This is a genomic window from Noviluteimonas lactosilytica (genome assembly GCF_020866925.1).
Taxonomy (GTDB): Bacteria; Pseudomonadota; Gammaproteobacteria; order Xanthomonadales; family Xanthomonadaceae; genus Noviluteimonas; species Noviluteimonas lactosilytica.
The window spans coordinates 170,696-184,852 of the sequence record NZ_JAJGAK010000002.1; the positions used below are offsets into that span (position 1 = coordinate 170,696).

General features: G+C 68.0%; 9 protein-coding genes. 5 read left to right on the forward strand and 4 right to left on the reverse strand.

Going from position 1 to position 14,157, the window contains the following annotated elements; all coding sequences use genetic code 11:
- The first annotated feature begins 128 nt into the window (after positions 1-128).
- From LK996_RS10015 to LK996_RS10035, 5 genes are all read left to right on the forward strand, one after another.
- Entirely contained in the window at positions 129-1,505 is a 1,377-nt protein-coding gene (locus LK996_RS10015; protein ID WP_230527040.1) for an FAD-dependent oxidoreductase, read from the forward strand.
- A gap of 6 nt (positions 1,506-1,511) precedes the next feature.
- Complete coding sequence (sbcB, locus tag LK996_RS10020) at positions 1,512-2,954, forward strand: exodeoxyribonuclease I (protein WP_230527041.1); 1,443 nt, start codon at positions 1,512-1,514, stop codon at positions 2,952-2,954.
- Positions 2,951-3,637 carry a DUF2461 domain-containing protein gene (locus LK996_RS10025; RefSeq protein WP_230527042.1) on the forward strand — a complete coding sequence of 229 codons (687 nt, stop codon included), beginning with the start codon at positions 2,951-2,953 and terminating at the stop codon, positions 3,635-3,637. Before sbcB ends, LK996_RS10025 begins: the two co-directional genes overlap by 4 nt.
- 51 nt (positions 3,638-3,688) lie before the next feature.
- Positions 3,689-4,270, forward strand: coding sequence for a DUF2939 domain-containing protein (locus tag LK996_RS10030; RefSeq protein ID WP_230527043.1), 582 nt, complete (start codon positions 3,689-3,691; stop codon positions 4,268-4,270).
- 100 nt (positions 4,271-4,370) lie between these two features.
- A complete protein-coding gene (locus tag LK996_RS10035; protein ID WP_230527044.1) occupies positions 4,371-4,877 on the forward strand; it encodes a CHRD domain-containing protein in 507 nt (168 codons plus the stop codon).
- Positions 4,878-4,893: 16 nt separating this feature from the next.
- Here LK996_RS10035 and LK996_RS10040 read toward each other — a convergent pair whose 3' ends face one another.
- From LK996_RS10040 to LK996_RS10055, 4 genes are all read right to left on the reverse strand, one after another.
- Positions 4,894-5,814, reverse strand: a complete 921-nt coding sequence (locus tag LK996_RS10040) for a 5'-nucleotidase (RefSeq protein WP_230527045.1) — start codon at positions 5,812-5,814, stop codon at positions 4,894-4,896.
- Between the two features lies 1 nt (position 5,815).
- On the reverse strand, positions 5,816-6,601 hold the full coding sequence (locus LK996_RS10045; protein WP_230527535.1) for an NAD kinase: 786 nt from the start codon (positions 6,599-6,601) through the stop codon (positions 5,816-5,818).
- Positions 6,602-6,770: 169 nt separating this feature from the next.
- Positions 6,771-9,029 (reverse strand): ATP-binding protein, encoded by a 2,259-nt coding sequence (locus LK996_RS10050; protein WP_230527046.1) that lies wholly within the window; start codon positions 9,027-9,029, stop codon positions 6,771-6,773.
- A gap of 99 nt (positions 9,030-9,128) precedes the next feature.
- Positions 9,129-14,135, reverse strand: coding sequence for an NAD-glutamate dehydrogenase (locus tag LK996_RS10055; protein ID WP_230527047.1), 5,007 nt, complete (start codon positions 14,133-14,135; stop codon positions 9,129-9,131).
- Positions 14,136-14,157 lie beyond the last annotated feature (22 nt).

A 14,157-nucleotide genomic window follows, 5' to 3' on the forward strand; every position in this document is an offset into this window, starting at 1 on the left:
ATTCGACGACCGGAGTCTGCTCCCGCCCTGCGGGCAACATGGATGCGGAAGGTCCGCACGCGGACGCCGATGGCGGCCATTCGCACGGACTGGCACCATTGGGCATTCGGTGATTTGAAGGAGCGGCTGTGTCGGGCAAGGGTCACCTCACCATCGTCGGCGCCGGGCTTGCCGGTGGCCTGCTCGCGACGTTGCTCGCGCAACGCGGCTGGCAAGTCGACGTATTCGAACGCCGCGGCGATCCGCGCGTGAAGGGTTACGCGGGCGGACGTTCGATCAACCTCGCGCTCGCCGAACGCGGCCTGCACGCGCTGCGCGCCGCGGGCGCGGACGGCGCGGTGCTCGACAAGGCCGTGATGATGCGCGGCCGCATGGTGCATTCGCTCGACGTCGGCGAACAGTTGCTGCGTTACGGCAAGGACGACTCGGAGGTGATCTGGTCGGTCAGCCGCGGCGAGCTCAACATCACGCTGCTGCATGCCGCCGAACGCGCGGGTGCGAAGCTGCACTTCGACCAGCGACTGGAAAGCGTCGACTTCGATGCGAAGCGCGCGATGTTCGTCGACGACACCGACGGCAAGCGCACCGAGCATGCGTTCACCGCGCTGCTCGGCGCCGACGGCGCGGGCTCGGCCCTGCGCGCGGCGATGAAATCGCGGGCGGGCTTCGACGAGCGCATCGAATCGCTCGGCCACGGTTACAAGGAACTCGAGATCCCGCCGACCGCCGATGGCGACTTCCGCATCGAGGCCAACGCATTGCACATCTGGCCGCGCGGTCACTACATGTGCATCGCGTTGCCCAACGATGAGCGCACCTTCACCGTCACCCTGTTCCTGCCGCTCGAAGGCGAGCCCAGCTTCGCGAACGTGCGCACCGGCGCCGATGCGCGCGCGTTGTTTCAACGCGACTTCGCCGATGCGGTGCCGATGATCCCGGACCTCGACGCCGATTTCGAATCCAACCCGGTCGGCACGCTCTCCACGCTCTACCTCGACCGTTGGCATCTCGATGGCCGCGCGGTCCTGCTCGGCGATGCCGCGCATGCGATGGTGCCGTTCCACGGGCAAGGCATGAACTGCGCGTTCGAGGATTGCGTCGCGCTCGCCGATCATCTCGACGCGTCGCATGACGGCGGCACGCCCGACCTCGCGCAGGCCTTCGAAGCCTTCGAACGCGAACGCCTGCCCAACGCGCGCGCGATCCAGGCGATGGCGCTGGAGAACTACCTCGAGATGCGCGCGCGCGTCGACGACGCCGACTTCCTGCTGCAGCGCGACCTCGAACGCGAACTCGCGCAGCGCCATCCCGATCGCTTCGTCCCGCGCTACGGCATGGTGACCTTCCGCCGCCTCCCGTACGCGACGGCCTTCGAACGCGGCCGCATCCAGCGCGAGCTGCTGGTCGAAGCCACGCAGGGCAAGACGTCGCTCGACGGCATCGACCGCGCCTGGCTCGATGCGGAAGTGCAGCGTCGCCTCCCGCTCCTGCCGGTCGAAGGCTGAGGGCGCGTGGCGGCGAGCTTCCTGTTCTACGACCTGGAAACCTTCGGCGCGGATCCGCGCACGACGCGCATCGCGCAGTTCGCCGCGGTGCGCACCGACGCCGAGCTCAACGCGATCGACGCGCCGATCAGCCTGTTCGTCAAGCCGGCCGACGACCTGCTGCCCTCGCCCGCCGCGACCATGATCACCGGCATCACGCCGCAGGCCGCCTTGCGCGACGGGATGAACGAAGCCGCCGCGTTCGCGCGCATCTACGAGGAGATGGCGCGGCCGGACACCTGCACGCTCGGCTACAACTCGCTGCGCTTCGACGACGAGTTCGTGCGCAACGGGTTCTTCCGTAACTTCCACGATCCGTACGAACGCGAGTGGCGCAACGGCAACTCGCGCTGGGACCTGCTCGACGTGCTGCGCATGGCGTATGCGTTGCGACCCGAAGGCATCGAGTGGCCGCTGCGCGAAGACGGCGCGGTGTCGTTCCGCCTCGAGCACCTGGCGAACGCGAACGGCGTGCGCGAAGGCGATGCGCACGAAGCGCTGTCCGACGTGCTCGCGCTCATCGGCCTGGCGCGCAAGCTGCGCCAGGCGCAACCGAAGTTGTGGGACTACGCGTTGCGCCTGCGCGACAAGCGCCACGTCGCGCAGTTGCTCGACCCGGTGCGCATGCTCCCGGTGCTGCACGTTTCGCAGCGCTTCCCGGCCGCGCGCATGTGCAGCGCGCCGGTCGTGCCGGTCGCGCGACACCCGAAGATCGACAGCCGCATCATCGTGTTCGACCTCGAACAGGATCCGCATGCGCTGCTGACGCTCTCGCCCGAGGACATCGCCGACCACCTGTACACGCCGACGGCCGACCTGCCCGAAGGCGCGGTGCGCGTCGCGCTCAAGGAAATCCACGTCAACAAGTGTCCGGTCGTCGTGCCGTGGGAACACCTGCGCGCGCCCGACTTCGAACGCCTGGCCATCCATCGCGAGCAGAGCGAACAACGCGCGCAACTGTTGCGCGACGCCGGTCCCGCGTTGGCCGAGAAGGTGCGTCAGGTCTATGCAGTCACGCGCGAGCGCACGGCGAACGACGTCGACGCTTCGATCTACGACGGCTTCCTCGGCGACGGCGACAAGCGCAGGTTCTCGACCGTGCGATCGTTGCCGCCATCGACGCTCGGCACGCACGACTTCGCCTTCACCGATCCGCGCATGCCCGATTTGCTGTTCCGTTATCGCGCGCGCAACTGGCCGGAGACGCTGGACGCAGCCGAACGCGAACGCTGGAACGACTACCGCCGCGGACGCCTGTCGCGCGATGCGGGCCTGTCGGAGTACACGTTCGACGCCTACTTCGCCGAGATCGCCGCGCTTCGCGCCGTCCATGCGGAACACGGTGGCAAGCTCGCGCTCCTCGACGCACTGGAAGACTGGGGGCGGCAACGCGCCGCCGAACTCGCATGAGCACCTACTTCACCGAAGCGAGCTTCAAGTTCCTGCGCGGGCTCGCGCGCCACAACGAGCGCGAATGGTTCCTCGCGCACAAGGCCGATTACGAGACCCACGTGCGCGCGCCGTTCCAGCGCCTGCTCACCGACCTGCAGCCTGCGCTCGCGGAAGTGAGCGAGCACTATCGCGCCGATCCGAAGCCGGTCGGCGGGTCGATGTTCCGCATCCAGCGCGACACGCGCTTCGCCAACGACAAGACGCCGTACAAGACGTGGCAGGGCGCGCGCCTGTCGCACGCACGCGGGAAGCAAGTCGAAGCGCCGTTGTTCTACCTGCACCTGCAGCCGGGCAAGTGCTTCGTCGGCGCGGGCTTGTGGCACTCGCCCTCGCCCGTGCAGCGGCAGGTGCGGCAGTTCATCGTCGACAACCCGTCCGGGTGGAAGGCCGCTGCGCACGGGACCGCGTTCCGCAAACGCTTCGATCTCGACGACAGCGAAATGCTCGTGCGCGTGCCGAAGGGCTATCCGGACGACTTCCCGTTCCGCGACGACCTGCGCCGCCGCAACTTCGTCGCCGAACGCGCGATCGACGACGCGACCATGCTCGGACCGCGCCTGAAGCAGGAACTCGCGAAGGATCTCGCCGGCCTCGCCCCGTTCGTCGATTATCTTTGCGCCAGCCTCGACCTTGAGTTCTAGTGGCAATGCGCCGCTCGAGGCCGTGAAGCCATCACTTTGAGGTAACGCCGCATGAAGAAGTGGATCGCCGCTGCCCTCGCCGTCCTCCTGCTCGTGTTCGCGTGGGTCGCAGCCGGCCCGTACATGACGGTGCGCGCGATCCAGCACGCCGTGCAGGCGAACGACGCCGGCGAACTCGCCGAGCAAGTCGACTTTCCCGCCTTGCGCGCGAGCCTGAAGGCGCAGATGGTCGATGCGATGGTGCGCGAAGCCGGCGCCGACGTGCAGTCCAACGCATTCGGTGCGATCGCACTGACGATGGCGACCGGTGTCGTCAACGGTTTCGTCGACGGCATGGTCAATCCCGCCGGCTTGTCCGCGATGATGCAGGGTCGCCGGATGTGGAAGAACTCGAAGGAAAGTTTCGAGCGTCCGCCGCTCGATGCGCAGGGCGAGCCATTGCCTCAGGCGCGCGAGCCCGTGCCGCTCGAAAACGCGAAGATGCGTTACGAATCGACGTCGCGCTTCACCGCGACGGTCCGCGACGACCACGGCCAGCCGATCGTGTTCGTGCTCAAGCGCAGCGGCATGCGCTGGCGCCTCGCGGACATTCGTTTGCCGCTCGGCAACGAAGCGACCCGACCGTCGCAATGACCACGGGTCGGAACGCACGCTTGTTCAGTTGAACCGGCATGCGAACCCCGGGCATCGATCCATGACGTGCGCCGCGAAGGCGCACCGCATGGAGCACGTGATGAAACGACTGATCCTGTTTGCCTTGCTGGGTTGCGCACCGATCGCCGGTGCATGGGCCCAGACACCCAACAACGAATTCATCGGCAACCTGCGCGGCGCCAACGAAGTGCCCGCGTTGTCGACGACCGCGAAGGGCGAGTTCCGTTCCTACGTCTACAACGACACGCTGCGCTTCAAGCTCAGCTACGCCAGGCTCGAAGGCTCGGTCACGCAGGCGCACATCCATCTCGGCCAGCCGGCCGTGAACGGCGGCATTGCCGTGTGGCTGTGCTCCAACCTCGCGAGTCCGCCGACGCCGCCGGGGGTCATGCCATGCCCACCCGCGCCCGCGACGATCACCGGCATCATCACGCCGAACATGGTGGTCGGTCCCGCCGCGCAGGGCCTGGCGCCGGGGGAGTTCAACGAACTCATTCGTTCGATGCTCAAGGGCATCACCTACGCGAACGTGCACAGCGACCTGTTCCCGGGCGGCGAAGCGCGCGGCAAGGTCAATCCGCCGTAACAGGCCGGCCCTACCGTCACTCCGACGGGAGCGATTCGTTCGATACGCCGTGGGGCACGTGCCCCGCGGCGACGTGCAGCTTCGCCGATTCGATGTTGTGCTGCGAGTCGTCGAAGAAGATGTCGGCGCCGAAGGTTTCCAGGAACGGGCCCTTCGGCCGCCCGCCGAGGAACAGCGCTTCATCCAGGCGCACGTCCCACTCGCGCAGCGTGCGGATCACGCGTTCGTGCGCAGGCGCGCTGCGCGCGGTGACGAGCGCCGTGCGGATCGGCGCCGCTTCGCCCGCCGGATACGCGGCCTGCAGGCGATGCAACGCATCGAGGAAACCGCGGAACGGGCCGCCGGAGAGCGGTTCGTGCGCGCGCGTGGTTTCGTGATCGTGAAAGGCCTGCAGGCCCTGCTCCTGCGAGACGCGTTCGGATTCGTCGCCGAAGATCACCGCGTCGCCGTCGAAGGCGATGCGCAGTTGGTCGTGGCGTTGCGCGGCGGCCTTCGCCGGCAGGATCGTCGCGGCGGCGACGCCGTGTTCGAGCGCGCGCCGCACGCTTTCCGGATTCGCGGAGAGGAACAGGTGCGCACCGAACGGCCGGATGTACGGCCACGTCGGCGCACCGGAAGTGAACGTCGCGCGCGAGATCGCAAGCCCGTGGTGGCGGATCGAGTTGAAGATGCGCAGCCCCGTGTCGGACGAATTGCGCGACAACAGGATCACTTCCACGCGCGGCGCATCGCGCGGCAGGCCTTCGTTGAGCGCGAGCAACTTGCGCACCAGCGGGAATGCGATGCCCGGCGCGAGCGGCGCGTCTTCGTTCTCGCGCTGGTGTTCCTGGTACGCGCCGATGCCCTCGCGCTCGTACAGGCGATGGCTGTGTTCGAGGTCGAACAAGGCGCGCGAGGTGATCGCGACGGTCAGCGTGGGCGCGTGCGTGTCGGCCATCTCACACCACGAATTGCTCGCTGAGGATGCGTTCCTCGAGGTTGTGCTCGGGGTCGAACAGCAGCGTGACGGTGCGTTCGCCGGATTCGCGGATGGTGACTTCGACGACGTCGCGCACTTCGTGCGAATCGGCGGTAACGCTGACCGGGCGCTTGTACGGATCGAGCACGCGGAAGCGCACTTCGGTGTCGGCCTTCAGCAACGCGCCGCGCCAGCGACGCGGACGGAACGGCGCGAGCGGCGTCAGCGCGATGATGCGCGAGCCCAGCGGCAGGATCGGACCGTGCGCGGAATAATTGTACGCGGTGCTGCCGGCGGCGGTCGCGACCATCACGCCGTCGCAGATCAGTTCTTCCAGGCGCGGCTTGCCGTTGAGGTCGATCGCCACGTGCGCGGCCTGGCGGGTCTGACGCAGCAACGAGACTTCGTTGTAGGCGAGCGAGCCGACGCTCGCGCCGGATTCGGTCTGCGCGACCATTTCGAGCGGGCGCAGCACCGCGGGTTCCGCGCCGGCGATGCGCTGGATCAGCGCCGGGCCCATCGACGGGTCTTCGCGATGGTGGTTCATCAGGAAGCCCACCGTGCCGAGCTTCATGCCGAACACCGGTTTGCCCAGGCCGCCGTGGCGATGCAGCGTCTGCAGCATGAAGCCGTCGCCGCCGAGCGCGACGAGCACGTCGGCGTCGGCGGGCTCGCATTGCCCGTGGAAGTCGACCAGTTGCGCGAGCGCGCTCTGGGCTTCGCTGGCGGGACTGGCGAGGAACGACAGGCGCGGCGTGGCGGGCAGGTTGTTCAGGCTCATGCGGCCGAGGATAACCCGCCGAGCGCTCGTTCGATGTCTGCCACGCCCCCGGCCATGCGTGCGCGCGCGCGGCCGGCGCTTTCGTTGAATGGCCCGGCCGCGACACGCGGGTCGGTCGCGGACTCCTGCGGCGAAGCGGCGAGCCTGCAATTCTTCAGCAACGGCCAGTACCGCCGCGTGGCGCAAGTTCCTGCAGATGCCCGGCGCGTGGGTGCTGCTCGACCGATTCCATCGCGGTCGCCGCGTCGAGTGCGCCGACCTGCACGCAGCCCGACTTGAGCTTGTGCGCCAGGCGGCGCAACGCATCGCGATCGCCGAGGGCGGACGCGGTGTCCCAACGTTCGAGGTCGCCGCGCGTGTCGAGCACGTAGGCGCCGAGGATGCGGCGCAGGCGATCGCGGTCGCCCTGCACCAGGCGCGAGAGTGCGTCGTAGCCGTCGATCGGCGGCAGCGTGCGCGCGAGCATGCGGCGCAGGTCGTCGAGTTGCACGGGCTTGGCGAGGAAGGCGTCCATGCCCGCCTGCAGGCACTTATCGCCCTCGTCCTGCGTCGCGCTCGCGGTGATCGCGGCGATCGGCAACGCGGGCCACGCGCCGTTGCGTTCGGCCTCGCGAATGCGCGCGGTCAGCGCGAAGCCGTCGAGCCCCGGCATCTGGCAATCGGTGAGCAGCAACGCATAACGCGCGCGACCACCGTGTTGCAGGCGCGCCCACGCTTGTTCGCCATCGGCGACGGCATCGCACGCGTAACCGAGTTGCCGGAGTTGCTGCACGATCACTTCGCGATTCACCGGATGATCGTCGGCCAGCAGCACGAGGCGACCGAGTCGCGCGGCCGCTTCCATCGGCAGTTCGGGCGCCGTGGGCTGGACAGGCGTGCGCGGTTCCGGCGTGCTGCGACCGAGCGCCTGGTCGATCGCCTGCAGCAGGTTCGCGCGCGTGAGCGGATTGCCGTCGACCTGCACGATGCGCGGGCCCGCTTCCATCGAGGCATCGATACCGCGCACGACCACGACCGGCATGTCGCCGAGCGGCAACGACGACGGCAGGCCCGCGAGCAGCTGTCCCGCGAGCGTGGTGCGCTTGTCGACGACGAGCGTGCACGGTGTATCGCGCGGTGCGTCGGAGAGGGCTTCGACGAGTTCGTCCCGGTCGGCGGCGGTCGCGACGTCGGCGCCGAGTTCGAGCAGCATGTCGCGCAACAGGATGCGCCGGCGCGCGTCGTCGGCGTACGCGATGACGTGCGTCGGCCTGCCGCGCTGCGTGTCGGGGTCCTTCGCGATCTGCATCGGCGCGACGAAGCTGAAGCGCGAGCCCTCGCCTTCGCGGCTCTCGCATTCGACGCGGCCTTCCATCAGCGATGCGAGATGGCCGACGATGCTGAGTCCGAGCCCCGTGCCGCCGAATCGACGCGTCGTCGACGCATCGGCCTGGCGGAACGGCTGGAACAGCGTCGGCACGATCGCTTCGGGAATCCCGATGCCGGTGTCGACGACATCGAAGCGCAAGCGCGCGTGCGAGGCATCGCGCGACTCCACGCCGATGCGCAACTCGACGCGGCCGCGCTCGGTGAACTTCACCGCGTTTCCGCCGAGGTTGGCGAGGATCTGCCGCAGGCGCACGCGATCGCCGACGACGCGATGCGGCACGTCCGCGTCGACCACGATGTCGACATCGATACCGCGCGGCGCGGCCTGCGCGCCGAGCGCCGCGCCTACTTGCTCGACCAGGCGCCGCGGCGACAGGCGCGCGGCTTCGAGGTCGAGGCGCCCTGCTTCGAGTTTCGAGTAATCGAGCACGTCGTTGAGCAGCGACAGCAATACGAGCGCGGAATCCCGCGACGTGTCGACCATCCGTCGTTGCTCGCCGTCGAGCGCGGTGTGCGAAAGCAACTCGATCATGCCGACGACGCCATTGAGCGGCGTGCGGATCTCGTGGCTGATGGTGGCGAGGAAGCGCGCCTTTTCTTCCTCCAGATGGCGTGCCGCGTGTTCGGAAGCTTCGAGCGCGGCTTCGTGATGACGGCGATCGGTGTCGTCGTAACACACGCCGACGATCAGCGGCAGTTCGCCATCGCCGAAGCGCGACGCGCGACCAACCCACCAGCGCCAGCCGCCCTTGCCGTCGGGCAGGCGGAACTCGATGGGCACGTTGGGTTCGCCCGCCTTCGTGCGTGCGATGTACCCCATCGACGGCGCGATGTCGTCGGGATGCATGAGCGCGAAGGTCTGCGCGGTGCGCACGTGATCCGGTGCGAGGCCGACGTACGCGCGGTCCTCGTCCGACATCTCGAACAGGTCGGTCGCCATGTCCCAGACCCAGACGATCAGGCGCGCCGCCCGCAACGCGAGTTCGAGGCGCACGCGATCCAGTTGCGCGCGCAACACCCCAGCCGGGGCATGCGGGGCGACCACGCGCGGAATCCGACGGGGCCTGCGTTTCACAGGCCCGACTTTACTCCCGTTGCCCCTCTCCCGCGGGAGAGGGGCTGGGTCGCGCGATCAGTCGAGGGATCAGCCGCGCGAAGCGAGCTGCGACAAACGCTGCACCGCGACCGAGGCGGTCGGGTAATCCAGCGTCTTCTGCTGCGCGAGTTCGTCGAGCATCGCGAGCGTGAAGCGCAGCGAGCTGTCGTCGCGGCTGAGCCATGCGCGGACCTTGGCGTCCGCGTCATTGCCCGGCATCGACAACGCCTGGCTCACGAGCGCGCGCTGCTGCGCGCCGAGTTCCTCGCGCAACGCACCACGTGCGACCGCATGCCAGCGACCTTCGACCGCGAGCGCATCGATTTGCTTCTGCAGCCACGGCACGCGCAGCGCATCGCCAAGGCGGAAGTGGACCTTTGCGACATCGACCGGACGCAGCTTGCGTTCCTTCGCCAGCTCGATGATGTCGGGGCACGGTTCCAGGTACGGCAGCGCGGCGAGCTGGTCGGCGAGCGCCGGCGGCAGGCCCTTCGCGTTCCAGTCGCGAATGCTCGCTTCGTACGCGGGGCGCTGCGAATCCGGAAGGATGCGCTCGCCCGCGCGGATGTCGCGGAAGCCATCGTGGTAACGCTCCACCGCCGTCGCGATGTCGGGGATGGTGCCCGGACGCGACAACAGCCAGCGCGTGAACTGGCGCTGCAACGTCCAGATCACCTGCAACGCATCGACCTGCACGGGCTCGGCGACCTTGCCGTCGAGCGCGTCGATCTGCGCCCACAGCTCGCGGATGTCGAGCGTCTCGCGCGTGATCGTGAACGCCTTGGCGACTTCAGACGGCGCGCGGCCGCTGTCTTCCTGCATGCGCAGGGTGAACGTCGCGCCCATGCGGTTGACCATCGAGTTGGTCACCACCGTGGCGATGATCTCGCGCTTCAGGCGGTGGTCTTCCATCGCCTTCGCGTACTTGGCCTGCAGCGGCTGCGGGAAGTAGCGCACCAGTTCCTTCGACAGGTACGGATCTTCCGGCACGTCGGAGCTGAGCAGCTGCTGGAACAGCACGATCTTCGAGTACGACAGCAGCACCGACAGTTCCGGGCGCGTCAGGCCTTCGCCGCGCGACTTGCGCTCGGCGATTTCCTTGTCTGACGGCAGGAACTCGATCTGGCGATCGAGCAGGCCCTGCGATTCGAGCGTGCGCATGAAGTGCACCTTCGACCCCATGCGCGACAGGCTCATGCGCTCCATGACGCTGATCGCCTGGTTCTGGCGATAGTTGTCGTTGAGCACGAGCTGCGCGACTTCGTCGGTCATCGACGCGAGCAGCGTGTTGCGCGCATCGAGCGTGAGCTTCTTCTTCTGCACCTGCGCGTTGAGCAGGATCTTGATGTTCACCTCGTGGTCGGAGGTGTCCACGCCCGCGGAGTTGTCGATGAAGTCGGTGTTGAGCAGCACGCCGTGCTGCGCCGCTTCGACGCGGCCCAGTTGGGTGAAGCCCAGGTTGCCGCCCTCGCCGACCACCTTGCAGCGCAGGTCCGCGCCGTTGACGCGCAGCGCGTTGTTGGCGCGGTCGCCGACGTCCGCGTGCGTCTCGCGCGACGACTTCACGTAGGTGCCGATGCCGCCGTTCCACAACAGGTCGACCGGCGACTTCAGGATCGCCGACAGCAGTTCCGCCGGGCTCATCGCCGTCGCGTCGCCTTCGATGCCGAGCGCGGCGCGCGCTTCGGCCGACACCGGGATCGACTTCGCGCTGCGCGGGAACACGCCGCCGCCCTTGCTGATGAGCGACTTGTCGTAGTCGTCCCAGCTCGAGCGCGGCAGCTTGAACATGCGCTCGCGTTCCTTGAACGTGCGCGCGGCATCGGGATTGGGGTCGAGGAAGATGTGGCGGTGGTCGAACGCGGCCACCAGGCGGATCTTCTTCGACAGCAGCATGCCGTTGCCGAACACGTCGCCGCTCATGTCGCCGACGCCGACGCAGGTGAAGTCCTGCGTCTGCGAATCGCGGCCCATCGCGCGGAAGTGGCGCTTGACCGACTCCCACGCGCCGCGCGCGGTGATGCCCATGCCCTTGTGGTCGTAACCCACCGAACCACCGGAGGCGAAGGCGTCGTCCAGCCAGAAGCCATGCGCGCGCGCGATCGCGTTCGCGATGTCGGAGAACGTCGCCGTGCCCTTGTCCGCGGCGACGACCAGGTACGGATCGTCCGCGTCGTGGCGCACGACGTTGGCCGGATTGATGACCTTGCCGTCGGGCGAGAGGTTGTCGGTGATGTCGAGCAGGCCGTTGATGAAGCGCTGGTAGCACGCCACGCCTTCGGCGAACCACGCATCGCGGTTCACGGACGGATCGGGCAACTGCTTGCAGTAGAAGCCGCCCTTCGAACCGACCGGCACGATGACGGTGTTCTTCACCATCTGCGCCTTCACGAGGCCGAGGACTTCGGTGCGGAAGTCTTCGCGGCGATCGGACCAGCGCAGGCCGCCGCGCGCGACCGGGCCGAAGCGCAGGTGCACGCCTTCCACGCGCGGGCCGTACACGAAGATCTCGCGATACGGGCGCGGCTTCGGCAGGTCGGGGACCTTCGCCGGATCGAACTTGAAGCTCACGTAGTCGGCCGGGCCGCCGTCGCGGCGCTTGCCGTCCTTGTACGCGATGTAATAGCTCGTGCGCAGCGTGGCGTCGATGACGCCGATGAAGCTGCGCAGGATGCGGTCGTCGTCGAGCGAGGTGACGCGATCGAGCATGCTGCGCAGCGCGTTGCGCGTCGCAACGATCTGCTGCTCGCGCGTGCCGGCGCGGGCGTCGATCGCCGGTTGCACCGCGGCCTGCGCGGCGGCGTCGTTGGCCAGCAGCGACTGCAGCGATGCGCCGAAGCGCTCCATGCCCTGCTTGATCGCGGCCTTGGATTCGATGCCCGTGCAAGGATCGAAGCGCGCTTCGAACAGTTCGACCAGCAGGCGCGCCAGCAGCGGATAGCGCGAGAACGTCGCTTCGACGTAGCTCTGCGAGAACGGCACGCCGGTCTGCAGCAGGTACTTGCAGTAGCCGCGCAACATCGCGACCTGGCGCCACGAGAGGCCGGCCTGCAGCACGAGCCGGTTGAAACCGTCGTTCTCCGCTTCGCCGCGCCAGATGCGCGCGAACGCTTCCTCGAAGTTCTCGTCGAGGCGATCGACGTCGATCTCGCCCGTCGTCGTCTGGACTTCGAAGTCCTGGATGTAGGCGACGCGGCCTTCGAACTCGATGCGGTACGGGTGCTCGGAGATCACGCGCAGCCCCATGTTCTCCATCATCGGGAGCGCATCGGACAGCGGGATGTCGTCGTTGAGGCGATAGAACTTGAAGCGCAGCGTGCTGTCGCGGCGCGAGCGGTACAGCGACAGGCGCAGGTCGTCGGCGCCGCTCAGCGCGGCAAGATGCTCCACGTCGGTCGCGGCGACCTGCGGGCTCACCGCTTCGATGTAGCCGGCCGGCAGCGCGCGGCCGTAGCGACCGGCGAACTTCAGCGCGACTTCCTCGCCGTGGCGCTTGCCGAGTTCCTCGGCGAGTTCGTCCTGCCAGTTGCGCACGATCGACGCCAGGCGCGTTTCGAGCGCCTCTTCATCGATGTCGACCTTCGCGCCCGCGCGTGGGCGCACGATCATGTGCAGCTGCGCCAGCGGGGATTCGCCGATGTGCACGGTGGTGTCGATGTGCTCGCCCTGCAGCGCGTCCATCAGCATCGCTTCGATGCGATGGCGCATCTGCGTGTCGTGGCGGTCGCGCGGCACGTACACGAGCACGGAGAAGAAGCGGCCGTAGCGGTCGCGACGCAGGAACAGGCGGCTGCGCACGCGTTCCTGCAGCGCGAGGATGCCCATCGCGGTGGCGTGGAGTTCGGCTTCGCTCGACTGGAACAGCTCGTCGCGCGGCAGCGTCTCCATGATGTGGCGCAGCGCCTTGCCGCTGTGGCTGTGGGGACGCAGGCCCGATTCGCGCATCACGTGTTCGTAGCGCTCGCGCACCAACGGGATGTCCCACGGGCGGCGGTTGTACGCGCTCGAGGTGTACAGGCCGAGGAAGCGCTGTTCGCGCACCGGCTTGCCCTTCGCGTCGAACGCGAGCACGCCGATGTAGTCCATGTAGCCCGGACGATGCACCGTCGCGCGCGCGTTGGTCTTGGTCAGGATCAGCGCGTCGACCGAACCCGACTGCGGCATGAAGTGCGCCGCGAGCGAGGTCAGCGGACGCGGCTTGCCGCCGTCCTTGCCGCGCAGCAGGCCCAGGCCCGAGTCCGGATGCGCGATGAGCATCTCGTCCTTGCCCTGCTTTTCGACGGTGTATTCGCGATAGCCGAGGAAGGTGAAGTGATTGTCCGCGGCCCAGCGCAGGAACTCCTGCGCTTCCGCGCGACCGGCGTCGGACACCGGGATGTTGTGCGACGGCAGTTCGTCGGCGACGGCGAGCATGCGCTCGCGCATCTCCGACCAGTCGATGACGATCGAACGCACGTCGTCGAGCACCGCGCGCACGCGCTTCTCGATCGCCGGCAGCGCTTCTGGCGCCTGGCGGTCGATCTCGATGTGCAGGAACGATTCGTTGGTGCCCTCGCCCACGGCGATCAGCTTGCCGGCCTTGTCGCGCGTCATCGCGACGACCGGATGGCCGAGCACGTGCACGTTGATGCCCATGTCGGCCAGCGCCATCGTCACCGAGTCGACGAGGAACGGCATGTCGTCGTTGACGATCTGCAACACGGTATGCGGCGAATCCCAGCCGTCGGCCTTCATCGACGTATTGAACAGGCGCACGTTCGCCTTGCGCGGCTTGCGTGTGGCGGACAGGTCGAGCATGCCGGTGGCGAGCGCGGCCCAGCCCTCGGCGCCGTGCTCGATGTACTCGTCGCGCGTCATGCGCAGGTAGAAGCTGCGCGCGAACGCTTCGGCTTCGGCGGCGCGCGCCTTCGGCAGGCGCTTGCGCAGCGCGTCGAAGATCGGCGAGAGATCGAACGTCGCGCCTGCGCGGGGACGCGCGACGGACGGCGTGTTCGACGATTTGGCGGGAGCCGCTTTTTTCGGGGCGGCCTTGATCGATTTCGGACGGGTGCTCATGTCGTGTGCATGGGTCCTTGCG

Bases quoted from the DNA above. Each gene is read 5' to 3' on its own strand.
- LK996_RS10025 (WP_230527042.1), top strand. From the start codon at position 2,951: ATGAGCACCTACTTCACCGAAGCGAGCTTCAAGTTCCTGCGCGGGCTC.
- LK996_RS10030 (WP_230527043.1), top strand. From the start codon at position 3,689: ATGAAGAAGTGGATCGCCGCTGCCCTCGCCGTCCTCCTGCTCGTGTTC.
- LK996_RS10035 (WP_230527044.1), top strand. From the start codon at position 4,371: ATGAAACGACTGATCCTGTTTGCCTTGCTGGGTTGCGCACCGATCGCC.
- LK996_RS10040 (WP_230527045.1), bottom strand. From the start codon at position 5,814: ATGGCCGACACGCACGCGCCCACGCTGACCGTCGCGATCACCTCGCGC.
- LK996_RS10055 (WP_230527047.1), bottom strand. From the start codon at position 14,135: ATGAGCACCCGTCCGAAATCGATCAAGGCCGCCCCGAAAAAAGCGGCT.